Origin of the sequence: Xanthomonas arboricola pv. guizotiae (assembly GCF_002940205.1) — a bacterium.
Lineage (GTDB): Bacteria > Pseudomonadota > Gammaproteobacteria > Xanthomonadales > Xanthomonadaceae > Xanthomonas > Xanthomonas arboricola_C.
In genome coordinates this window covers 1-21246 of record NZ_MDSK01000041.1, presented here as the reverse complement: position 1 = coordinate 21246, position 21246 = coordinate 1, and the positions used below count along the sequence as shown (strand labels likewise).

Below are 21246 nucleotides of genomic sequence, written 5' to 3'. Positions count from 1 at the left end.
TCGCAGGCGCCTGCCCGACAGGCGCCTGCGCTGCGAAGACCCTGCCCTTTCACGCCATGCGCGGCTGGCCCATCGCTGCCGCTGCGTTGGCCGGCAGCTGTGCATCCACCGTCACCGGGCTGTCGGCGCGCAGCAAGGCGCGTGCCTCGGCATCGCTGGCCACCGCCGGCGGCGAGCCACGCAGCGGCAAGCCGGCGGTTTCGCGCACGAACAGCATGGTCACCAGGCCGATCGCCGCTGCACCCATCAGGTAGTACGCCGGCACCAGTGGGTCGCCGCTGCGCTCCACCAGCCAGGCGGTCACCAGCGGCGTGGTGCCGCCGAACAACGACACCGACACGTTGAAGGCGATCGACAACGCGCTGTAGCGCACCGGCGTGTAGAACAGCGCCGGCAGCGTGGACGGCATCGAACTGGTGAAGCACACCAGCGCCAGGCCGAGCAGCATCAGGCCGGCGAAGATCAAGCCGTCATGGCCGCTGCCGATCAGCAGCAGGCAGGGGATGGCCAGCGCGAACAACGCGACGCACGCACCGATGATCATCGGCCGGCGGCCAAGCCTGTCGCTGAACAGGCCGCCGACGATGTTGAGCGGCATCATCACCAGCATCACCAGGATGATCAGCAACAGGCCCTTGCTCTCGGCATAGCCCATGGTGACGCTGAGATAGCTGGGCATGTAGGTGAGCAGCATGTAGTCGGTGACGTTGAACACCAGCACCAGGCCCACGCACTTGAGCAGCTGCGGCCAGTGCAGGCGCAGCAGCGTCAGCAAGCCCTGCGCGGCGGTGTCGCGTTCGCGTTGTTCGGATTGCTGGGTATAGGCGCGAAATGCCGGGGTTTCTTCCAGCTTCATGCGCATGTACAGGCCCAGCAGCCCCAGCGGGCCGGCAATCAGGAACGGCACGCGCCAGCCCCAGTCGAGCATCTGCGCCGGGGTCACCGTCATATGCAACGCCGTCACCGTGGCGGCGCCGGCGATGTAGCCGCCCAGGGTGCCGAATTCCAGCCAGCTGCCCATCAGGCCGCGATTGCGGTCGGTGGCGTATTCGGCGATGAAGGTCGCCGCGCCGCCGTATTCGCCACCGGTGGAAAACCCCTGCAACAGCCGCGCCAGCAACAGCAGCGCCGGTGCCCACAGGCCGATCCTGGCGTAGGACGGAATCAGGCCGATGCTGAAGGTGCCCAGGGCCATCAGGATCATGGTCGCGGCCAGCACCTTCTGCCGCCCGTAGCGGTCGCCGAGCGGGCCGAATACCATCCCGCCGATCGGCCGCACCAGGAAGGCGACGGTGAAGGTGGCAAAGGTGGCGATCAACTGCGCGGTCGGGTTGCTGACCGGGAAGAATACCTGCCCCAAGGTCACCGCCAGATAGCCGTACACGCCGAAGTCGAACCACTCCATCGCATTGCCCAGCGCGGCGGCGCCCACCGCCTTGCGCAGCATGCCGCGGTCCACCACCGTGACCTCGTCCAGCTGCAATTGGCGGCGGCGTTTGAACCAGCCGAAGTGCGAGGCAATCGCGCGCGCGTCGTGCATGTGTTGTGTCTCCATGTGCGGCCATCGCTGCCCGCTCGCCCTGGCAACGCACAGGACACGGCGCATCACGCAGGCATGGCAATGGCACATGCACAAGATGACGCCGGAGGCATTCCCGGACGGCCGCGTGGACTCAGCGACGCTGCGGGACAGACGACCAAGGGATGGGCAATGCCCAAGGGCTTGATCAGCCCGTCATTCTACTACAACGGGCAGAGCGATGCAGCCGCGCTGCGGCCGCATCGCGGAAAACCGCTTGTTTCAAGGCAGTTGGCGCATTAGGCGCGTACTTTGCGCCCTCGGTGCACCGCGAATGTCCTACCGCAGCGCATGCCATCGATCAGGCGCGGCGCATGCCTACACCAGCGCCTCACCCAGCTGCGACAGCAGCGGTTGCAGATCCTCACGCGTCTGCGGGCGCACGGCGCGCGCCACTTCCACGCCGTCGCGCAGCAGGATGATGGTCGGCCATAACGTGACGCGGAACGAGCGGCCCAGCGGCCGCCCTTTTCCATCTTCGACCTTGCGGTAGTCGAGCGCCGCAACGCCACCTAGCACCTTCTGCAACAGCGGTTGCGCGGCAATGCAGTGGCCGCACCAGTCGGTGCCGAACTCCAGCACCTGCAGCCCGGTCCGTGCATCCACTTCTCCACGCTCGGGCGCCTGGGTGGCGTAGTCGCGAACGAACCCCATCGTCTCGATGCTCCGCCGTGTTACGACAAGGCGCGCTGGATCTCGTCCAGCGGCAGGTTGGTCAGGTCCTTGGCCAGGTCGCCGACCAGGCGTTGTTGCGTTTCCTTGTGCAGCAGCGGGCGTACGCGACCCAGCGTGGTCGGGTCGGCCACCAGCACCAGATGGGTGTACTCGTGCTTCAGCGCGCCATCGTTCAACGCATGCGACAGCTGCTTGGCGAAGGTCATTTCGTCGCGGTCCGCCTCGGTGAGATCCTGCGGTGCCTTGCCTGCCGGGCCATCGTCGTCGACGTTCTGCACGTCGGTGCGCGCGTGCTGGCGCAGCACCACCTTGGATTCGTTGCCGGTGTTGGTGAACCAGCGCGCTTCGCCACCATCGGCCACCACCACCAAGGCACCCTGAGGAATTTGCAGACTCATCCGATTTCTCCTGATCAATGTTGGCGCCGCAGGTGCAGCGCCAGTCGGCCTCAACCTAGGCGAGAAGATGTAAGCATTGCGCCTAGCCGGTGTCAGCGTGGCGTTAGCGTGGTGCAGCCAACGTCGGCGGCGGCAGGCCCAGGTGCTTGCTGAAGAAACGCGCGGCCACCCGCAGTGCCTGCTGGCTCTCCGGCAGCGCGTTGGTGAGGTGGAAGGCGTGTCCCAGGCCATCCCAGACATGCAGGTCCGATTCGCGCCCCAGATCCACCAGGCGCGCATGCGTGTAGGCGGCATTGCTCAACTCGGCCGCACGCGTGGCGGTGAGAAACAGCGTCGGCGGGAACTGCCGCAGCACCGTATCGGAAAACACCGGCGACACCAGCGGATCGTGAAAGTCCACATTGTCGCCGTAGTACAGGTCTTCCCAGATCGGCAACGCACCGGCCCTGTCCGGCAGCAAGGCATCGTTGACTGCCGCCACCACAATGCGCGAATCGCCGCGGTAGCGCGCATCGCCTGCGGCGCAGAACAGCCCGGCCGCCGCCGGCATCGGCAACCTCTCCTTGGCAAACCACGCCAGCGATTCGCCGGTGAGCACACCGCCGGCCGAACAGCCGAACAGGCCGATGCGCTCTGGCGCATAGGTCTTGAGCGCGGCGCGATACACCGCCGCCACGTCCTCGCTGGCGGCCGGGAAATGGTGCTCGGGCCCCATCCGGTAATCCACCGCGACCACGGTCATGCCGGTCATCGCCGCCAGCGGAATGGCTTCCATCAAGCCGAACGAGGCCGCGCTGCCCATCACGAAGCTACCGCCATGCAGTTCGATCAACAGGCGCCTGGCCTGCTCGGGTGTGCGCGTGCGCGGCTCCACCCGCAGCACCGGCACACCGTTCCAGGTTTCGGGCGTGATCTCCACCGCGTAGCGCGTGCGCAGCTGCGCAATCACGCCCTCGGCCCAGCGCTCGGTGTCGGCGCGGATGCTCGGCAATTGCTTGAGCAAGGTGGCGTTGTCGGCCTCGTCCAATGGATCGGCGCGCGCCACCCCGGCGGCCACATGCGCACGCGCGGCCGGGCTCAGATACTCCGACACCGGCAGGTCGAACGCAGGCACATGCCGGATGCCATCGGCGGCGGATGCGGTCGCCGGTGGTGCCGGTTCGGCGGCGGTCGCGTGCATGCTGCACGCAGTACAGGCCAACGTAAGCGCCAGCGTCTTGTTCCACCAATGCCGTGTCATGCAGTGCCCTCCCAGGCAAGTCGAACCGCCAAGGATACCGTCGGTGGCCGGCCGGCACCGCGTACAGACAATGGCGCTGCATGTAACGACGCGATGTAACGCACATGCTGCAACTACGCACACCACAGCGTGCAATCGGACCATCGCATCAGGCGTACGCAAGCATTCGATATCGCAGGCAGGTTGATGTGTTTCCTAGCATCCGGCGGACATCGACATCGCGATCACCGGCACCGCTGCGGCGTGTGCCGATGCATCGACGCATGCACTGAAGTCATGCGCTCAGGCGGCAGATGTCGACGCCGCAGTCGGTGGCAGCTGCTGCAACGCCTGCAGCGTGGAAGTGGTCAGTGGCGACGGCAGTGCGTCCAGTGCGAACCAGCCGATGTCGGCGATCGCCTCCGGCTCGCGCCGCGCGGCATGCTCGCTGCCCTGGATCGCGGCCAGATACACCGGCGCGACCCAATGCTGCGGCGGCGTCAGGTCCGGCTCGAAGTAGCTGACGATGCACAGCACGCCTTGCAGTTGCACCTGCAGGCCGGTTTCTTCCAGCACTTCGCGCACCACCGCGTGTTCCACCGTCTCCATCCAGTCCACCTTGCCGCCGGGCAGGCCCCAGTGGCCTTGCTCGGGCGCACGCCCGCGCTGCACCAGCAGCAGGCGGCCATCGGCGCGGCGAATGAACGCGCCGCAGCCCACGCGTGGACGTAGGTCGGTATCGATTGAGCTGGACATAGGCATTCCGGACGTTGTGCCGCGTAGTGTCCCAGATGTGCGGCAGGCAGGTGGTGCATCTGCGCCTTGCATGCCGGTGGCGAGGATGCCGGCAAGGCTGCGCGATGCCGCCAGTCGATGCGGTGCATCGCACGCGCCTGCCCGGGTGATGCGCAGGGCACTCGCCGTAGCGCCGCATTACGCAAGCACCAGCCGGGTCGAATCCACGCACCTGCAAGTGCATGCGCATACGGAGCGCCTCTCCACACCTATCCACACTGCCTTAGCGCCCTGTTGGCGAGGATGCATGCAGTCCGCGCCGCAATGGCGCACCGTCTTGGAGGTTGGAATGTCGCGTATCGTCGTGATCGGTGGCCATGGCAAGGTCGCGCGTCTGCTGACGCCGCTGCTGATGCGCGGCGGGCATTCGGTCACCGCGCTGTTTCGCAATCCTGCGCACGCAGACGATGTGATTGCCGACGGCGCCACCCCGCAGGTGTTCGATCTCGAACAGGCCGACACCGATGCCATCGCCGCGCAACTGACCGGCCACGATGCGATGGTGTGGTCGGCCGGCGCCGGTGGCGGCGATGCGGCGCGCACCTACGCGGTGGACCGCGATGCGGCGATCCGCTCGATGCAGGCCGCCGCGCAGGCACGCGTGCGCCGCTACGTGATGGTGTCCTATCTCGGTGCCGGGCTGGAACACGGCATCGGCCCGGACGATGGCTTCTTCGCCTACGCGCAGGCCAAGGCGGCGGCCGATGCGTACCTGCGCACCACCACGCTGGACTGGACCGTGCTGGGGCCAGGGCGGCTCACGCTGGAGCCGCCAACCGGCCGCATTACCCGCGGGCAGTGATGCCGACGGCGGCGTGTCGCGTGCCAACGTGGCACAGGTCATTGCCGCGGCATTGGCCATGCCGGCCACCATCGGCAAGACGGTGGGCTTCGTCGACGGGCAGACGCCGATCCAGCAGGCCTTGTCGCAGCTGGAATGAACGCCAGGCCTATCGCGATGCATGCGCGGGGCGCACCGTGCGCCGGGCTAACGAATTCCTAAAGCCGGCCTCTGCATAGTCGCGGGCGCAGCCCATTGTGGAGGTCGCTGATGTCTGCATTCGTCACGCCACGCCGTGCCGGCATCCTGCCGCCGTACCTGCTGGACCATGTGGCCCAGGCGGCGCCCGAGCGCGCGCGCCAGTGCGCGCTGTTGTCCCGGCAGATCACCGCGCAGCTGCGCCAGCAACGCGCGCTCGGCCTGCTCGCAGGCGCCCGGGCGCTGGCCGCCGATACGGCCGGCACGCCCGCCGCGCAGGCGGTGCAGCGGCAGATCCACGACGCCGGGCAAGGCACCGCGCTGCCCGGCACCCTGGTCCGTGCCGAGGGCGCTGCCGCCACCGACGATGTGGCGGTGACCGAGGCCTATGATTATCTGGGCGCCACCCACGACTTCTTCCAGACGGTGTACGGGCGCAATTCCATCGACGGCGACGGCATGCCGTTGATCGGCACCGTGCATTACGAGCGCAGCTACGACAACGCCTTCTGGAACGGCGAGCAGATGGTGTTCGGCGATGGCGATGGCGAGGTCTTCAACCGCTTCACCATCGCCATCGACGTGGTGGGCCATGAGCTGACCCACGGCGTGACCGAGCGCACCGCCAACCTGATCTACCAGGGCCAGTCCGGTGCCCTGAACGAGTCGCTGTCGGATGTGTTCGGCGTGTTGATCAAGCAGTACACCTTGCGGCAACAGGCAAGCGAGGCGGACTGGATCATCGGCGCCGGCTTGTTGATGCCCGGCATCAACGGCGTGGGCCTGCGCTCGATGCAGGCGCCCGGCACGGCGTACGATGACCCGGCCCTGGGCAAGGATCCGCAACCGGCCAGCATGGCCGGCTACGTCGACACACAGGAGGACGATGGCGGCGTGCACTACAACTCCGGCATTCCCAATCACGCGTTCTATCGCGCGGCGGTGGCCATCGGTGGCCACGCCTGGGAGAAGACCGGCCGCATCTGGTACCGCGCACTCAGCGGCGGCGAGCTGGCCGCCGGTGCGGACTTCGCCACCTTTGCCGCACTCACCGTCAGCATTGCCGCAGCGGACTACGGCGCCGGCAGTGCCGAGGCAACCGCGGTGCAGCAGGCCTGGCGCGACGTGGGCGTACTGGCATGAGTCCACAGCGTCCACCGGTGGAGGCAGGGGTGACCTTGCGGCTGGCTCGCGAGGGCGGGGTGGCCGCCTTCCCCGCCATGCGGCGCGAACGCCAGCTGGTGATGGATGACCTGGACGATGCGCAGCGCCTGCAGCTGCGCACCTTGCTGGACCAGTGCCTGGTGCATGCGCTGCCGCGCCCGCAGGCCGGTGGCGGCGACCGCCGTTATTTCAGCATTGCCTGGGACGGTGCCAGCGAGCCGCTGCGCATCCCCGAAGAACATGCACCGGCCGCGATCGTGCGGCTGTGGAAGCAGGGCACGCTGTAGCGCGCCGGTGCCGCAATGCCGCCGCTAGCGATGCCGCGCGCGTGCCCATCGCCATCCACAAACGAAGACACCGCGCAGTGCGCGGTGTCTTCGTCTCGAATTGGTCCAACTGCGGATGCCTGCACCCTTTAAGCTGCCTAGAGGCTCTAGGGCTGCACAGCTGGTGACGCATAGTGCGGCCTGCGGCGTTAGCGCCACGTGCAATAGAGCGGTCAACTTGAAGACACACCGCCAGTCGCTGCAGTGCAGCAGGTCATTGCCGGTATCCAGCCCTGGCGCGCGCGCGGCGGGCGCCATTGGCATCGCACGCCCCCCGCACGCCTGCATTGCCGTCAACACCGGCTTCGCGGATAGTCGCTGCACCGATCGGACGACTCCTGGACCTTTGTGATTGTGTTGCTGCTTGCTGCCGGACTGCTTGCCGGCCTGGGACTCGCCGGCGTGGTCGCCTGGCTGCTGCTGCGCCAGCGTGCGCGCACCACGGCTGCCTCTGCCGCCTCTGCCACCGTCACGCCTGCCGCACCAGCGCCGCAGGTGCCGCAGCCGGCGGCTGAGCAGGTACCGGCGCCGCCGCAGGCCCAGGCGCATACCGCCGCTGCAGCACAGCCGTTGCCGTCCGGGCCGCCACCGATGCAGCCGCTGCTGCGCCGCATGTATGCCGCGGTGATGTCCACCCCGGCGCTGGCCGACGGCCACCTGCCGACCGACCCGGCCCAGGCCGCGGTGCTGGCGGCGGTCGGCGCTGCGCTCGACCACGTGGACCTGCGCCCGCAGCTGTTGCCGCGCCGCCCGCAGTTGTTGCCGCAGCTGATGCGCGCGGTCAACGACCCGGATGCTTCCGGCCGCGGCATCGCCGCGATCATCGCGCAGGATCCGGCGCTGGCCGCCAACCTGCTGCGCATCGCCAACAGCGCGCTGTACCGCCCGCAAGGCGGCGCGCTGGAAAGCCTGGAGCGGGCCGTGGTGCATATCGGCACCGAGGGCGTGCGCCAGATCGTCGCCGCCGCCGTGATGCAGCCGGTGCTGAGCCTGGAGGGCGGCCTCTACGCGCGCCTGCCGGCGGCGGTGTGGGACTACGCCCTGCGGACCGCCGCCGCCGCGGCCGCCTACATGCGCGAGCGCGGTGGCGACACCTTGTCGGCGCAGCTGGCCGGCCTGCTGCAAGGCCTGGGCGCGGTGGTGATCCTGCGCGTGCTGCGCGATACCTACGCCGAGCGCCCGAGCCTGCCCTACAGCCTGGAAGTGGCCGCCGCGCTGGTCGAGCGCCACACCGCCGCGGTCGCCAAGACCATTGCCACCATCTGGGACCTGCCCGCCGCGCTGGGCACCGCGCTGGACGAGCAACGCCCCGGGCACGACACCACCCTGCTCACCACCTCGCTCGGCATGGCGCTGCGTTACGGCCGGCTGGCCGCCGCGCTGGCCATGCTCGCCCGCCACGGCGCCGAGCAGGAGGAGCATGCGCTGGGCGTGCTGTCCACGCTGGAGCCGGACCACGCGGCCAACGCCGCGCTATGGCAACGGCTGGTCGCCGCCAGCGTGGAGTGAGGCCGGCCCGGTTGCGGCGGGCCGGGCACACGCACCGGCCCTGACAAGCGCCTGCGCAGCGCCCAACCGCTCAGCACTCGCCCGCAATCATCTCCTTGACCCGCGCCGCCAGCAGGCTGACGCTGAACGGCTTGGCCAGTACCGCCATGCCCGGTTCCAGGTGGCGGTCGTTCAACTGCGCGTGTTCGGCAAAGCCGGTGATGAACAGCACCTTGAACCTGGGCCGGCCGACCCGCGCGGCATCGGCCATCTGCCGGCCGTTCATGCCGCCGGGCAGGCCCACGTCGCTGATCAGCAGGTCGATGCGCGCCGGCGACTGCAGGATGCCCAGCCCGGTGGCGCTGTCGCCGGCTTCCAGCACGGTGTAGCCCAGCTCTTCCAGCACCTCGGTGAACAGCAGGCGGATGGAGGGTTCGTCGTCGACGATCAACACGGTCTCGCCGGCCAGCGAGGGGGCAAGGTCCAGCGTGGCGGGGCCGCTGTCGCTGCTGTCGTGGGCACCGGCATGCCGCGGCAGGTAGATGCACACCGTCGAGCCCTTGCCCACTTCCGACTGGATGCGCACCTGCCCGCCGGATTGCTTGGCAAACCCGTAGATCATCGACAGGCCCAGGCCGGTGCCTTCGCCGATCGGCTTGGTGGTGAAGAACGGATCGAACGCGCGCGCCACCACCTCCGGCGCCATGCCGGTGCCGGTATCGCTCACGCATAGCGACAGGTAATGGCCTTCCGGCATGCCCAGCTGCTGGCCCATCTCGCGGGCGATCCGGCGGTTGCTGGTCTGCACGCGCAGGCGCCCGCCGTCGGGCATCGCATCGCGCGCGTTGATGCACAGGTTGAGCAGCGCGTTCTCCAGCTGCGGCGCATCCACCAGCGCCAGCCACAGCTCGGCCGCGGCAAGGTTTTCCACGCAGATCCCCGGGCCCACCGTGCGCTGGATCAGCTCCAGCATGTCCACCACCAGCCGGTTGACGTTGGTCGGCTTGGGCAACAGCGTCTGCCGCAGCGCAAATGCCAGCAGCCGGTGGGTCAGCGCAGCCGCGCGCGTGGTGGCGCCCTGCGCGGTGGCCACGTAACGCTCCAGGTCGCGGAAGCGGCCTTGTTCGATGCGCAGGCTCATCAGCTCCAGCGCGCCGGAAATGCCTGCCAGCAGATTGTTGAAGTCGTGCGCCAGCCCGCCGGTGAGCTGCCCCACCGCTTCCATCTTCTGCGACTGGCGCAGCGCCTCTTCCACCGTCATCAGCTCGCGCGTGCGCTCGCTGACCCGCTGCTCCAGCGTGTCGCTCAACTCGCGCAAGGCCGCCAGCGCGCGGTCGCGCTCTTCCGACAGCGCGTGGCGCGCCTCGATGTCCAGCAACACGCCGGGAAAGCGCAGCGGCGTGCCGTCGGCGGCCTTCTCGACCCGGCCATTGGCTTCCAGCCAGTAGTACTTTCCGTCGCGCCGCTTGACCCGGTACTGGTGCGCGTGGGCACCACCGCGGGCGAGCGCTTCGGCAATGGCCGCGCGCAGCCCCTCGCGGTCGTCCGGGTGCACGGTCTGGATCACCTCCTCCAGCGTCAGGCCGGTGCGGCTGCTGGATGGATCCAAGCCGAAGTTCTGCGCAAACGCCTCGTCCACCGAAAACGCATCGGTGGGCAGGTCCCAGATCCAGGTGCCGATGATCGCCCCGGCCGCCAGCGCCAGCTGCACGCGCTCGGCATTGCGGCGCGCCACGGTTTCCGCCTCCAGCGCGCGATCGCGCTCGCTGGTGCGGTTGACCACCTCATGCACCAGGTGGGTATTCTCGTTGCTCAGCATCGCGTGCTGGATGTCGCGGTTGCGGTCGGCCGCCACCTGCGCGGTGGTTTCGATGGCGATATTCATCAGCCCCACGATGCTGCCGTCTTCGCCGCGGATCGGCGAGGCGGTGGCATTCCAGTAGGTCATCTCGTTGACGCCGTTACGCAGCATCGGCAAGGCGATGACCCCCTGGCCGAAGCCCTCACCGGTTTGCATCACCCGGGCGAAGTCCTGCGCGATGGGCGCGTAGGTTTCCTTCCATACCTCGGTCACCGGCTGGCCCAGCGCCTGCGGATGACGGTCGCCCATCGATTGCACGTACACGTCGTTGTAGAACATGCGCAGCTCCGGCCCCCACAGCACCGCACCGAGCAGGGTGGAGTTGGAGCACCACCGACAACGACGAACGCAGCGACTGCGGCCAGGTCTCCGGCGCCCCCAGCGGCGTGGCGGCCCAATCGTGTGCGCGCATCAGCGCGCCCATCTCGCCGCCCCCCGCAAGAAACTCCAGGCCGGCGGACTCGGTGGCGGGGCGCTGTGTGCTCACGTGACGGCATGGCCTGGCGGAAAGTGCGCGCATTGTGGCACGCAGCGGACCTCGGCAAGCCGTGCAGGCGCATGCGGCGCGCGCGGCAGTTGCGCCTGCTGACGCGGGGATGACGGCATGCCCACGTCGCACTCACGTCCTGCGGGTACAGACTGGGCCGCAACATCCCCAACCGTATGAGGCACCCCGTGGACAAGAACCGTATCGAAGGTACCGCCAAGCAGGTCAAGGGTTCCATCAAGGAAACCGTTGGCCGCGTCACCGGCGACAAGAGCACCGAGCTGGAAGGCGCTGCCGAGAAAAACGTCGGCAAGGTGCAGAACAAGGCTGGCCAGGTTGCCGACAAAGTGCGCGACGCCGCCAAGTAACGCTGGCAAGTCAGCACTGTAGGCAGGCATTACGCCCGCCGCGCTGAAGCAGTGGATAGGCCGCCAGGCGTCAGGTATGACGATGCAGACGCTATACCCCACTTCGGCGAGAGATCGCACCAACGCCCCGACATGATCGGGGCGTTGGCGTTTTGGGGTTTGGAAATGGTTTTTGAGTTACCAGGCTGACAGCCAGGATTGTTTGCACGTCGCCGCAACCATGATCAAGCCACGTGCACGCGCACAACGCACGCCCAGGCCTGCCTCCTAAACGCCGGGCTTGCGCCGCGTGCAGCGGGCCGCTTTGCAACGCTGTCGCCATGTTGCTGCCACCACGCGGTCAGCGCTTCCATTGTTGGGCCCAGTCCGCGCGCCTTTGGCGTGATGGCGTATTCCACGCGCGGCGGCACCTGCGCAAATACGGTGCGCGTAACCAGGCCATCTGCTTCCAGCTCGCGCAATTGTGCGGTGAGCATGTGCGGGGTAACACCAGGGATGGCCTTGCGCAGCTCGCCGAAGCGATACACGCGCTGATTGACCAGCCACATGATTTCCAGCTTCCATTTGCCGGACAGTAACGCAAATGCACGGCGCATCTGTTCGTGCATATTGCGCTCGCCGTCCTCAATGGTCTGCTTTTTCATACCAAGCCCCGGTGATTCATCCTACTTTTCAATAGGTATCTTAGGCGACATTCTGATGGCCAGTTGCATTGACATAGTGGCTGGCAAACACCATGAGCATTTCTATTTACTGGATCAGTACCGCGCTGCTGTGCCTGTTGTACCTGGCCTCTGCCGGCATGTATCTGGCCAAGGGCGAGTTCGTGCGCAACGCGCAGGCCGAGCTGGGGTATTCGGCACCGTTGCTGGTGCCGTGGACGATCGTCATCAAGATCCTGGGCCCGGTGGCGATTGTGTGGCGCTTCAATACTGCACTGAGTGATCTGGCCTACGCCGGCATGTTCTACCATCTACTGTTGTCGGGCATGGCGCATCTGGGTGTGCGCAAGCCCAAGGGCGCGATACCGGCCGCGTTGGGGCTGCTCTTCCTGCTCGCTTCGTTCGGTACGCAAAACGCCGCGCGCCAGCTCTCCTCGCCCTATGCACCGCCTGCAGCGGCCATCCACGCAACGCTGCAGTGATGCAATACAAGGTTGAATGCTGCCGGCTGGGTGGCTATACCGCACCAACTCCCGGCCGGCACCCTCACCCGCAAGCTAGGTCCGGATCGCCTGCGTATGCGTCTTCAATGCATCGGCAAGGCCATTGATCTGCTCGGCACCGGCGGGCACGGTGATGCTGGAGCCGGTGAGGTCGCTGCCGATGGGTTGCACGCGGCCGCCCAGGCACTGGCCCAGGAAGGTTTCGGCCACCGCGTTAAAGGCCTTGCTGTTTTCCGGGCGCTTGAAGCCGTGGCCTTCGTCCGGGAACAGCACGTAGGTGACCGGGATGTTCTTGGCCGTCATCGCGTTGACGATCTGCTCGCTCTCGGCGCGGTTGGTGCGGGGGTCGTTGGCGCCCTGGCCGATCAGCAGCGGCTTGCGGATTTTGTCCACATGCGTCACCGGCGAGCGTTCGGTGAGCCACTGCTTGCCCTGCGCGGTGGCCGGGTCGCCCATGCGTTTGATCGCCTGCTTATAGAACCCCGTCCAGTACGGCGGGATGGTGGCCAGCAGCGTGTTGAGGTTGGCCGGACCCACGATGTCCACCGCACACTTGAAGGTGTCCGGGGTGAAGGTCAGGCCCACCAGGCTGGCGTAACCGCCGTAGCTGCCACCCATGATGGCCACGTTGTCCGGCGTGGTGACGCCCTGGGTGACCGCCCACTGCACCGCATCGAGCAGGTCGTCATGCATCTTGCCGGCCCATTCGCCGTTGTCGGCGTTGGTGAAGGCCTTGCCGAAGCCGGTGGAGCCGCGGTAGTTCACCGCCAGCACCGCGTAGCCGCGGTTGGCAAACCATTGCGTGTAAGCGCCGTAGCTGTTGTAGCTGTCACGCAGCCAGGGGCCGCCATGCACGAACAACACCAGCGGCACCGGCTTGTCGGCCTTGCCATCGTGGTTGGCGTCCGCATCGGCCGGCAGGGTGAGGTAGCTCACCAGATGCAGCCCGTCGCGCGCGGTCAGCGTCTGCGGCCAGCTCGGCACCAGCGGCTTGCCTTCCAAGGCGGGATACGCAGAGAACAGTTTGGTCAGCTTCGCCGTGGCGCGGTCGTAGCGGTAGTAGCGCAGCGGCGTTTCTGCAGGCGAATAGCTCACGATCCAGGTGGCATCGTTGGGTGCGTGCTTCCACCTTCGCATCGCCCGGGCCCAGCGCCTTCAAGGCCTGCAGGTCCTTGGCGATGCCCTGGTCCAGCACGGTCCATTCCCGGCGCAGGTACTCCACCGAGGCGGCCTGCACGGCACCGGTCTTTGGATCTTTCAGCACGCTGTCCACATCGGCGCGCGCGTCTTCCGTGAGCAGCGTGCGCGCGTGGGTGGCGGTGTCCACCGCGTACAGCGCGGCGGTGTCGCGGTTGCGCGAGTCGCGCAGGTACAGCGTGTTGCCATCGTTGCTCAGGCCCACCACTTCGGTGGTCAATACATCTTCGAAGGGAACGCTCTCCAGCGTTTTCCAGGTGGCGCCCTGGCGGGCAAGCACTTCAACCCCACCGTCTTCGGCGACGCGTGTTGCGTAGCCCAGCTGCAAGTCACCATCGAGCAGATAGGTTTCGATGTGTTAGGTGTTCTTCTCCACCAGCGTGCGTTGGCCGGTGGCCAGATCAACGCGATACAGGTCGTGCCACTTCGCGTCGCGGTTGTTGATGCCGACCATGAGCTGATCCGGGTGCTGCGCGCTCAGGCCGTACAGCTCCACACGGGTCTTGTCGAACGGGGTCAGGTCCTTGCTGCTGCCGTCGGCCAGGTTCAGCGCATACAGGTGGAAGTTTTCATCGCCGCCCTGGTCGCGCTTGTACAGCAGCGTGCCGGCACGGTGGCTCCAGGAATACTCGCTGATGCCGCGCCCGCTGTCCTGGGTGACTGCGCGTGCCTTGTCGGGCGCATCGATCGGCGCCACCCACAGATTGGGCACGCCCTTCAGCGGCGCCACCCAACTGATGTACGCACCGTCCGGGCTCACCAGCACGTGCACCTTCTCGGCGGCGCCAAACAACGCGTCGCGGGTGAGCAACTCGGGCGCCGAAGCGGTCTTGGCGGGCGCTGCGGCGGCAGCGCCGGCAGGCGTGGCGTGCTGTGCGGATTTGTCGCTGCAGGCAGACAGGGCCACCAGCAGGCTGGAGACAAGGAGCAGGCGTTGCATGAAACCTCCGGTTTGGCGTCGGCCGGGGTGCCGAGGCGTCCAAAGGCGCGGAGCATAGGGTGGCCCCCTGCCCGATAGCTGAACCCCATGCGCGCTGCTACGCGTGCGCGGTCATATGTTCCAAAACGGAACCACCTGCCCGCAGTCACTTTTTGGTTACCGCGATAGGTGCCACTTGTGAATGAGCTCGTGCAGGTCGTGCGCGGCTCGCCTAATCAGATTTCCTCCAATTCGGGTTATTTCCCAATGTCGGGTACCGCCTGACCAGCGTGTGCAGTGCGTCGGCCAATGCAACCGGGTTTTCGCGCAACGGCCGGACAATGTCCAAGAGTCCCCCTGACAGGGCCGCTCCCTCCGTAAGCTTTTTGAGAAGATTCTGTATGCGTCTTCCATGCTCTCCGCTCGGCGCGTCGTAGGTCTCCTCGACTCCGGACACCAGGTTCGAAGCCTGAGCTGCCACCTCTCGATTGAGGACCAGGCCCTCCGTGAACCGCAAGAACTCTTCATCGCCCCCTGCCTCGGCCACCTGGATCTCAAGATCGACATCCGCCGCAAGTTGCCGCATCTCTTTGAACGTGGCGCGGCCCGCGTATTGCTCGATGCCCTCGACAGGCGGCGCAGCTGCGTCCGGGTTCGCATAATGATGCGCGATCCGGTTCTGGATCTGCTTAATTTTTTTAGCAATATCGTCGCTGCCGCCAACGGCCCGTTTTCCGAGTGCGCAGTCACTCATGTGCTTGAACAGCTTGAGTGCTGATTCGTGTTGGGCAAGGAGCGCTTCATTGTTGAGGATGGGACCAATCTGATTGAGCAACTCCTGCGCCATCTCCTGCATCTGCAACAGCATGCGATTTTCCACGCCCGAGCGCTTTGGCGGCGTTGGCTTTGGCGGCGTTGACTGTGACGTCGTTGGTCGCGAGGGAGTTGGCCGTGGCGTTGGCCGTGATGGGGTTGTCGGGCGCGGCGAGCGGCGCTGCAGGGCCTGCAGTGGCGACTGATCCGGCAAGGGTGTGGATGGCGTCGGCCGCTGCGGCCGCGTCGGCCGCGTCGGCCGCGACGGGCGCGACGGGCGCGACGGGCGCGGCGAGCGGCGCTGCAGGCCCTGCAGTGGCGACTGATCCGGCAAGGGTGTGGATGGCGTCGGCCGCTGCGGCGTCGCCTGGGGCGTGGGTTCGTGCTGCGCGTAGGTCACATGCGCATGCGTGCTACTGACATTGTTTGAAAAACAGTTTCCCATCACTTTTTTCCTGAGACGCCAATGCCGGAGGCAAGTAGGCCAGGGCTAACCCCGGCACTGCGCAAGCACGCGCGAATGGGCGATTGCGTATCCGAAGCGACGCACTGCTGGTCAGCAATGCATGTACCCACCTGGCCAGCAGGCACGGGGATGCCAGCACATAGACAAAGTCCACCACGGGTTGCGGCCCGTTGAAGACCAGCTCAGAGCCAACCTGGAGCACGGGGCGGCAAGGCGCTGATCTGATCCCGGTGCAGTTAGACCGCGCTGACGCCGACCAAAACCCGCGTCAGTAGTCCATAGCCGATCAGCGCCAGCGTTGCGAAAACAAGACCATTCGCTATCAAGTGGGAGCGGTTGCTACGGCTGTCAGCTGTAGTACGTTGCACCGCCTGCGCCCGGTTAACACGGTAAAGCAAGAACGCCAGGCCAACCATGATCGCTGCACTACAGCCGAAGGCGGCAGGATGATTGGAGATGCATTGCCCTGGCGTTACTCACCCACTGCCGCGCGGCAGGCCGCCAGGGCGCGGCTGATGTGCTTTTCCACCATCTTGACCGAGATGCCCATGACGGCGGCGACTTCCGGGTAGGTGAGGCCATCGAAGCGGTTGAGCATGAAGGCCTGGCGGCATTTGGGCGGCAGCGCGGGCAGCGTGTGGGTGTGCAGGTGCTGCAGGGTGCGGCGGGCGTCCACCAACTGGTCCACCGACGTGCCGGCGGCGGCGAGCGGTTCGCTGCCCTCCAGCGGCACATGGCGGGAGGCGTGCCTGCGGTGGCGCGTGCGCCAATGCTCCAGCACCACGTTGTGGGCAATGCGGTACAGCAGCAGCTTGTAGCTGTGGATGTCTGGCGTGTCGCGGTAGGCCAGCAGGCGCAGCAGCGTTTCCTGGGCGAGATCGGCGGCGGTGTGCGGGTCGCGCAGGCGCCGCCGCATATAGGTGAGCAGCTCCGCCTGCAGCTGCACCACGGCCTGGTCGAAGCGTTCCCTGGCCGGCACGCGCTCCTCGCGCACCTGCCAGCGCGTGGTGAAGCGGCCAAGCGCGTAGATGCCCGCCATGGGCGCGCGGGCCGGCAGCTCGCGCACGGCGTAGGCGCTGCGGTGGCGCCAGGGGCGGCTGCCGTATCGCTCAGCCGGCGCCGCGCTTGCGGCATGCGCGCGTGTCGCGACCAACTGGCCGATGACAACGTGGCGGTCTGCACGCGACGTGCCGGTCATGCCCTCACTCATCATGCGACGTCTCCAGCAACGGGCCGGGCACATGCGGTGCGCGCATGCGCTGCGGCGTGATCAGCGAGGGTCTACAACGCTGATGACCAGTTCGCCACCGCGCTGGCGGATGTGCAGCTTGCTGCCGATGGCAAAGCCCAATTGTTCCAGCCAGCGGCCGCGCAGGCGCAGGGTGGGAATGCGCTGGTGACTGTCGGGATAGTACCCATAGCCGACGGTGCACTGCTGCGGCGCACGCGGGCGGCCGGGCCGCCGTGGTGTGCGTGGTTCGGTACGGGGTTCGGGGATGGGCGTGCGCTCAAGGTACGGACGCGGCTGGATCGAGGGATCCAGCGAGCGCCAGACGACTTCGGTAGGGGGTGGTACCGTGGCGCGCTTGCGCGCGGGCGTAGAACGGGATGGGGATCGACGCATGGCAAAGCCCTCCTTGACGAACAGGCCCGTCGCACGACGCGACGGGATGTCGGGAGGCTAGAAACCGCACGTAGCCGGCGGGCGTATTCCTCCCGAAGGAGTGTTGTATTAGCCGCCCTCCCGACGCAGGCATTGCGTCGGTTGCACCTGCGAGAATGCAGGCACAAAAAACCCACCGGTTTGACGGAGGTGGGTACCGCTACGTGAGGAGTTTCTAGGCTCCTTGCAGGCGAGATTGCTACGCGTTGCGTGGTGTGTCAACTGGTTGCAGCGACTCATTGCAGTGCTGCGCTCAGCCAGAGAATTCTTCTATGTAGACGGCTTCCCCGCACTCGGACAGTCACCTCAGCTTGACCCTGCCCTGCACCACCCGCACACTTCCAGCCGGAGCCTAGAAACTCCCCACACAGCGGTACCCACCTCCGAGTTTTGGTGGGTTTTTTGTGCTCGGCCATCTGGCTTGGCACTGCTCGGCGTTCCTACGCCGGGAGGGCGGCGAATACAACACCCGCAAGGGGAATAAGCCCGCCGGCTGTGTGCGGTTTCTAGCCTCCCGGCATCCCGCTGCGTTGTGCAGCGGGAGCTGCCTCACGGCAAGGAGAGCGGCATGCACGACGAACCCGGTTACTGGATGTCCGAAGGCACGCAATACCACCTGCTGCGCGTACGCGATCAACTGCGCCTGCTCGCCACCCTGGCTACACCGCGCGCTCGCGACGAAGGCGCCATGGGCATGCCGGCCATTCCACTCCAGCAATGGGCGCACTGCCTGCAGTACCTGGCCGAGCAGGTGGACGATGTGCTCGGGGATTTGAGTACCGCCCCCTGACGCTGCGCCTGTCTCAGTCAAAGTGTCAGGCCTGCAAGCGATGGGCTGGCCGGCTTGGACGTGGGCGAGTACCTTGCCTTGTATCGACGCGCCGCGCCGGCATACAAGACAACAATGACCCGCTTTCGCTTATTCACGCTGCTGCTTTGCTTGGCACTGACCTCGGTGCTGTCGAGCGCATGCACCCGGCCGCCTGAGCAAGCGAGCGATCTGCCTGCTGCTTCATCACCTACACCTACTGCGCGTTCTGTACCGGCAACCACGGAGCAGAATGCCGCTCTCAACATCCAGCAGATTGAAGCCGGGCTTTTGAGATTTGCAGCGTCGCTAAGACAACCCGGTGACATGAGCCACAAGCGGGTAGAGGAGATGCTGGGCATCAAATTCGACCCGCCGAAGGATCTTGCGGTGTCACGGCGCGTGCTGCGGAGTCTTCCGCTGGCGAACGGCTATACGTTGTATGTATCGCACAACCCGGAGAGGAAGGGATTTTCTTTTATCAATCTCTTGGTCGGGCTGCCGGACAAACGCGACCCGACGCGCGTGGCCGATGCCGCATGCATATGGGATGCGGCGGATCTTTCAGCCAAGCTTGAAGCCATGGGGTACACGCGCGACGGGCAGCGCCCATTCCAGGGCGGCACGCTTCTGCAACATTGGCGCGCCATCCAAGATGGAGCACAAGGCTTTTCGGTTGCCTTGCTGATCTACGAGACCACCGCCGGTGGCACAAGGCGCGAGTGCGTATATGGCGCCCAGATCGATGGAGGTGATGCGTGACACCTATTGACTCGCGGATTGAACCGTTGCTCCTGCAGATGCGCAAGGACCCCAACCTTCTTAAAAAGTGCTGAGGCATCTCTTAGGGAACCTCTGAACAACTCCTCGATAGACTTCTGATCGACGCCTGAGGTTGGAGCCATCACGCGTAAGTGATTGATTTTCAGCAACGGAGATTGTCGTGATCAAGCGAAATCCCAAGTTCGCTCGCAACGCCAAGAGTTGTTCAGAGGTTCCTTAGGCAAGCCATTTCCGAGTCGCCGTACTTCCTTGCAGTTATTCTCGACCTTCGGCCCGCCATTGCAGGCTGGCGACAACCGAGTGATACATGTTGAATATAAAAGATTTGAGTTGCATTAGAAGAAAATATTGACCAGTTGCCAACACCACATAAGCCAACTTCGCACAACAAAGCTTGTACTCATCAGGATGCGGAGAAAGGCGGAAAAGCAACGAAGCGACGCCACCAGGCGAAGCCATGTACACTATAAAAAAACAGAAGGTTGCATAACAAATAAAGTACAAAAACGTTCGAATTAGTACGAAAAATGAGTGCTTGAGCCAGGATAATCCACTTGTTTTATGACGGAAACTACCCATCGCGATCAACATATTGGGATTTGTAACCGTTGCGAAAATTGTAAATCCTGCAACTAAGAAACCAAGCACCGTTAGAGTCGTATTTAGGCCAAGGGTAGCTAAATCACGGACGGCCTTGATTGTTGGCACGGCTCCAACGTCAGAAAAAAAACTAGCAGCGCCGACTAAAAATGCAACCATCAGAGTGGTGTATATATTAAATCTACTGGATGGTATTCGCCGCGCCTTATTATATATTTGCCACAAATTAGTTTCGGAAGTGAAACTTTCCGGGCCCATATCCCTAGTGCTCATAAAAAGTGCCTATCAAAGATCGCACTTACTTTCCTCATAGCGCTTACACTTACTCTCTCTAGCCTAACAATTCCATCGTCTACTAGGGAAGCTCTGAACAACTCCTCGATAGACTTCTGATCGACGCCTGAGGTTGGAGCCATCACGCGTAAGTGATTGATTTTCAGCAACGGAGATTGTCGTGATCAAGCGAAATCCCAAGTTCGCTCGCAACGCCAAGAGTTGTTCAGAGGTTCCCTAGTTCTCTGAATGATTCGAACAGTGCTTCTGCAGCCTCTGCAGGATCACTACTTAGTCCTTCAATAGGCTTTTTTAACTGAAAGCTATCGTTATTCCCAACAAGCGTGTCTCCAGCATCATCGGTTCCGCGAAGATCTACGCTATTAATTCCTTGGCCGGCAGCAGCTGTAATCTGGCTTGCTGCTTCGCTTTTATCTAAACCTTTTTTTGCCTCTTGAACGACGACGGCTTTATCACTTCCGAGTGCCTCCTTACTTGCTTTCAGCAAGGTGAAGAAATCTCCCATTGGATTCTCATCGTTGGTGGCCCTATAAGTAATTTTTACCTGACGAAGAACATCATATTTCTCAATAAAATCCACTACGCTACCGTGACTTGCAAGCGGTATAACCTGCAATGAAGGCACTTGATATTCATCGTAAATCTCATCTTTTTTTTCTCGACGATCTTTCCTCGTACTATATTCATTGTCTACCTCTTCAAAGCGAGCCTTAATATTTTCATCTCGAGCGCTTTTAAGAAATGTCAGCAAAGTTGATCTGAAAGAAGCTTTGTCTGGTGCTCCAGCCATTTCCCTCACATAAACAAGCCTATGGTTATGTAGTATGAGTAAAAATATGGAAGAAGGGCTCGATTGCATTTTCCTCGAGTTCTTTACCAGTACACCATTTTTATAGATTTGTTCTCGGCTAATTTCGCCGTCTTTAATGAACCTTCCAGCTATGCCCACCAATGGCCGCGCTTGATCATCTTCCCCTAAGTACACAAGATTGACTTCTGAGAAAAAGTATTTAGTAGATCCGTATTCTCGGATACGTTGATCAAAAAATGCCGGGTAAACAATTTCCTCAAAATGATCGAGCATCACCTTGTCACCAAAGCGGCATACTAAGAGCGGCTAACAAAACCCAGGAAGAAGGCGTAAGCAGATGATGGAGGATGCGAGCGAAAGCAACGCCAAGTGGAGATCGATGCGACGT

18 protein-coding genes and 3 pseudogenes are annotated in these 21246 nt (G+C 64.4%); 8 read left to right on the top strand and 13 right to left on the bottom strand.

Annotated elements, in window-relative coordinates; translation table 11 throughout:
* Nucleotides 1-49: 49 nt before the first annotated feature.
* From proP to XarbCFBP7408_RS19050, 5 genes are all read right to left on the bottom strand, one after another.
* The gene (proP, locus tag XarbCFBP7408_RS19070; RefSeq protein WP_104564289.1) at nucleotides 50-1540 is read right to left on the bottom strand and encodes a glycine betaine/L-proline transporter ProP; all 1491 of its coding nucleotides are present in this window, start codon (nucleotides 1538-1540) and stop codon (nucleotides 50-52) included.
* 357 nt (nucleotides 1541-1897) lie between these two features.
* Nucleotides 1898-2233, bottom strand: a complete 336-nt coding sequence (locus tag XarbCFBP7408_RS19065) for a thioredoxin family protein (protein ID WP_104564288.1) — start codon at nucleotides 2231-2233, stop codon at nucleotides 1898-1900.
* A 20-nt stretch (nucleotides 2234-2253) separates the two neighbouring features.
* Nucleotides 2254-2652, bottom strand: coding sequence for a host attachment family protein (locus XarbCFBP7408_RS19060; protein ID WP_104564287.1), 399 nt, complete (start codon nucleotides 2650-2652; stop codon nucleotides 2254-2256).
* A 103-nt stretch (nucleotides 2653-2755) separates the two neighbouring features.
* Nucleotides 2756-3832, bottom strand: a complete 1077-nt coding sequence (locus tag XarbCFBP7408_RS19055; RefSeq protein ID WP_181106926.1) for an alpha/beta hydrolase — start codon at nucleotides 3830-3832, stop codon at nucleotides 2756-2758.
* A 342-nt stretch (nucleotides 3833-4174) separates the two neighbouring features.
* Nucleotides 4175-4633 (bottom strand): NUDIX hydrolase, encoded by a 459-nt coding sequence (locus tag XarbCFBP7408_RS19050; protein ID WP_104564286.1) that lies wholly within the window; start codon nucleotides 4631-4633, stop codon nucleotides 4175-4177.
* A 322-nt stretch (nucleotides 4634-4955) separates the two neighbouring features.
* On the opposite strand from XarbCFBP7408_RS19050, the pseudogene XarbCFBP7408_RS19045 reads away from it, so the two are divergent.
* The 4 genes and pseudogenes from XarbCFBP7408_RS19045 (at nucleotide 4956) to XarbCFBP7408_RS19030 (ending at nucleotide 8644) form a co-directional block, all read left to right on the top strand.
* A pseudogene (locus tag XarbCFBP7408_RS19045) lies at nucleotides 4956-5607 on the top strand (SDR family oxidoreductase).
* A gap of 110 nt (nucleotides 5608-5717) precedes the next feature.
* Nucleotides 5718-6788 carry a M4 family metallopeptidase gene (locus tag XarbCFBP7408_RS19040; RefSeq protein WP_104564285.1) on the top strand — a complete coding sequence of 357 codons (1071 nt, stop codon included), beginning with the start codon at nucleotides 5718-5720 and terminating at the stop codon, nucleotides 6786-6788.
* Nucleotides 6785-7096 (top strand): protealysin inhibitor emfourin, encoded by a 312-nt coding sequence (locus tag XarbCFBP7408_RS19035; protein ID WP_104564284.1) that lies wholly within the window; start codon nucleotides 6785-6787, stop codon nucleotides 7094-7096. Before XarbCFBP7408_RS19040 ends, XarbCFBP7408_RS19035 begins: the two co-directional genes overlap by 4 nt.
* A gap of 387 nt (nucleotides 7097-7483) precedes the next feature.
* A complete protein-coding gene (locus XarbCFBP7408_RS19030) occupies nucleotides 7484-8644 on the top strand; it encodes an HDOD domain-containing protein (RefSeq protein WP_181106929.1) in 1161 nt (386 codons plus the stop codon).
* Between the two features lie 70 nt (nucleotides 8645-8714).
* Here XarbCFBP7408_RS19030 and XarbCFBP7408_RS19025 read toward each other — a convergent pair.
* Nucleotides 8715-11004 (bottom strand): annotated as a pseudogene (locus tag XarbCFBP7408_RS19025) (ATP-binding protein).
* Nucleotides 11005-11159: 155 nt separating this feature from the next.
* On the opposite strand from XarbCFBP7408_RS19025, the gene XarbCFBP7408_RS19020 reads away from it, so the two are divergent.
* Nucleotides 11160-11339: a CsbD family protein gene (locus XarbCFBP7408_RS19020; protein WP_016902944.1), complete on the top strand. Its 180-nt coding sequence runs from the start codon at nucleotides 11160-11162 to the stop codon at nucleotides 11337-11339.
* A 224-nt stretch (nucleotides 11340-11563) separates the two neighbouring features.
* Here the strand turns inward: XarbCFBP7408_RS19020 and XarbCFBP7408_RS19015 are convergent, their stop codons facing one another.
* Nucleotides 11564-11983: a winged helix-turn-helix transcriptional regulator gene (locus tag XarbCFBP7408_RS19015; protein WP_104564283.1), complete on the bottom strand. Its 420-nt coding sequence runs from the start codon at nucleotides 11981-11983 to the stop codon at nucleotides 11564-11566.
* Between the two features lie 92 nt (nucleotides 11984-12075).
* On the opposite strand from XarbCFBP7408_RS19015, the gene XarbCFBP7408_RS19010 reads away from it, so the two are divergent.
* Nucleotides 12076-12483 (top strand): DoxX family protein, encoded by a 408-nt coding sequence (locus tag XarbCFBP7408_RS19010; RefSeq protein ID WP_104564282.1) that lies wholly within the window; start codon nucleotides 12076-12078, stop codon nucleotides 12481-12483.
* A gap of 75 nt (nucleotides 12484-12558) precedes the next feature.
* Here XarbCFBP7408_RS19010 and XarbCFBP7408_RS19005 read toward each other — a convergent pair.
* The 4 genes and pseudogenes from XarbCFBP7408_RS19005 to XarbCFBP7408_RS18980 form a co-directional block, all read right to left on the bottom strand.
* Nucleotides 12559-14641: pseudogene (locus tag XarbCFBP7408_RS19005) on the bottom strand (S9 family peptidase).
* Nucleotides 14642-14852: 211 nt separating this feature from the next.
* Nucleotides 14853-15488 carry a hypothetical protein gene (locus tag XarbCFBP7408_RS19000; RefSeq protein ID WP_104564300.1) on the bottom strand — a complete coding sequence of 212 codons (636 nt, stop codon included), beginning with the start codon at nucleotides 15486-15488 and terminating at the stop codon, nucleotides 14853-14855.
* Nucleotides 15489-16371: 883 nt separating this feature from the next.
* A complete protein-coding gene (locus XarbCFBP7408_RS18985; RefSeq protein WP_258072212.1) occupies nucleotides 16372-17142 on the bottom strand; it encodes an RNA polymerase sigma factor in 771 nt (256 codons plus the stop codon).
* Between the two features lie 27 nt (nucleotides 17143-17169).
* Nucleotides 17170-17523, bottom strand: coding sequence for a SymE family type I addiction module toxin (locus XarbCFBP7408_RS18980; RefSeq protein ID WP_104564280.1), 354 nt, complete (start codon nucleotides 17521-17523; stop codon nucleotides 17170-17172).
* A gap of 607 nt (nucleotides 17524-18130) precedes the next feature.
* Between XarbCFBP7408_RS18980 and XarbCFBP7408_RS18975 the strand changes: the two genes are divergently transcribed.
* Both XarbCFBP7408_RS18975 and XarbCFBP7408_RS18970 read left to right on the top strand, forming a co-directional pair.
* Nucleotides 18131-18352 carry an XAC0095 family protein gene (locus XarbCFBP7408_RS18975; RefSeq protein WP_181106931.1) on the top strand — a complete coding sequence of 74 codons (222 nt, stop codon included), beginning with the start codon at nucleotides 18131-18133 and terminating at the stop codon, nucleotides 18350-18352.
* A 114-nt stretch (nucleotides 18353-18466) separates the two neighbouring features.
* On the top strand, nucleotides 18467-19132 hold the full coding sequence (locus tag XarbCFBP7408_RS18970) for a hypothetical protein (RefSeq protein ID WP_104564278.1): 666 nt from the start codon (nucleotides 18467-18469) through the stop codon (nucleotides 19130-19132).
* Between the two features lie 276 nt (nucleotides 19133-19408).
* Here the strand turns inward: XarbCFBP7408_RS18970 and XarbCFBP7408_RS22495 are convergent, their stop codons facing one another.
* Together XarbCFBP7408_RS22495 and XarbCFBP7408_RS22490 are read right to left on the bottom strand one after the other, a co-directional pair.
* Nucleotides 19409-19912, bottom strand: a complete 504-nt coding sequence (locus XarbCFBP7408_RS22495; RefSeq protein WP_146093792.1) for a hypothetical protein — start codon at nucleotides 19910-19912, stop codon at nucleotides 19409-19411.
* Between the two features lie 340 nt (nucleotides 19913-20252).
* On the bottom strand, nucleotides 20253-21131 hold the full coding sequence (locus XarbCFBP7408_RS22490) for a hypothetical protein (protein ID WP_146093791.1): 879 nt from the start codon (nucleotides 21129-21131) through the stop codon (nucleotides 20253-20255).
* Nucleotides 21132-21246 lie beyond the last annotated feature (115 nt).

What these genes read in the sequence shown, in the direction of transcription:
- XarbCFBP7408_RS18975 (WP_181106931.1), top strand. Translation starts at nt 18,131, where the DNA reads ATGCACGACGAACCCGGTTACTGGATGTCCGAAGGCACGCAATACCAC.
- XarbCFBP7408_RS18980 (WP_104564280.1), bottom strand. Translation starts at nt 17,523, where the DNA reads ATGCGTCGATCCCCATCCCGTTCTACGCCCGCGCGCAAGCGCGCCACG.
- proP (WP_104564289.1), bottom strand. Translation starts at nt 1,540, where the DNA reads ATGCACGACGCGCGCGCGATTGCCTCGCACTTCGGCTGGTTCAAACGC.
- XarbCFBP7408_RS19040 (WP_104564285.1), top strand. Translation starts at nt 5,718, where the DNA reads ATGTCTGCATTCGTCACGCCACGCCGTGCCGGCATCCTGCCGCCGTAC.
- XarbCFBP7408_RS22495 (WP_146093792.1), bottom strand. Translation starts at nt 19,912, where the DNA reads ATGGTTGCATTTTTAGTCGGCGCTGCTAGTTTTTTTTCTGACGTTGGA.
- XarbCFBP7408_RS19050 (WP_104564286.1), bottom strand. Translation starts at nt 4,633, where the DNA reads ATGCCTATGTCCAGCTCAATCGATACCGACCTACGTCCACGCGTGGGC.
- XarbCFBP7408_RS19015 (WP_104564283.1), bottom strand. Translation starts at nt 11,983, where the DNA reads ATGAAAAAGCAGACCATTGAGGACGGCGAGCGCAATATGCACGAACAG.
- XarbCFBP7408_RS19010 (WP_104564282.1), top strand. Translation starts at nt 12,076, where the DNA reads ATGAGCATTTCTATTTACTGGATCAGTACCGCGCTGCTGTGCCTGTTG.
- XarbCFBP7408_RS19060 (WP_104564287.1), bottom strand. Translation starts at nt 2,652, where the DNA reads ATGAGTCTGCAAATTCCTCAGGGTGCCTTGGTGGTGGTGGCCGATGGT.
- XarbCFBP7408_RS18985 (WP_258072212.1), bottom strand. Translation starts at nt 17,142, where the DNA reads ATGTGCCCGGCCCGTTGCTGGAGACGTCGCATGATGAGTGAGGGCATG.
- XarbCFBP7408_RS19000 (WP_104564300.1), bottom strand. Translation starts at nt 15,488, where the DNA reads ATGCTGTTGCAGATGCAGGAGATGGCGCAGGAGTTGCTCAATCAGATT.
- XarbCFBP7408_RS19035 (WP_104564284.1), top strand. Translation starts at nt 6,785, where the DNA reads ATGAGTCCACAGCGTCCACCGGTGGAGGCAGGGGTGACCTTGCGGCTG.
- XarbCFBP7408_RS19065 (WP_104564288.1), bottom strand. Translation starts at nt 2,233, where the DNA reads ATGGGGTTCGTTCGCGACTACGCCACCCAGGCGCCCGAGCGTGGAGAA.
- XarbCFBP7408_RS18970 (WP_104564278.1), top strand. Translation starts at nt 18,467, where the DNA reads ATGACCCGCTTTCGCTTATTCACGCTGCTGCTTTGCTTGGCACTGACC.
- XarbCFBP7408_RS22490 (WP_146093791.1), bottom strand. Translation starts at nt 21,131, where the DNA reads ATGCTCGATCATTTTGAGGAAATTGTTTACCCGGCATTTTTTGATCAA.
- XarbCFBP7408_RS19055 (WP_181106926.1), bottom strand. Translation starts at nt 3,832, where the DNA reads ATGCACGCGACCGCCGCCGAACCGGCACCACCGGCGACCGCATCCGCC.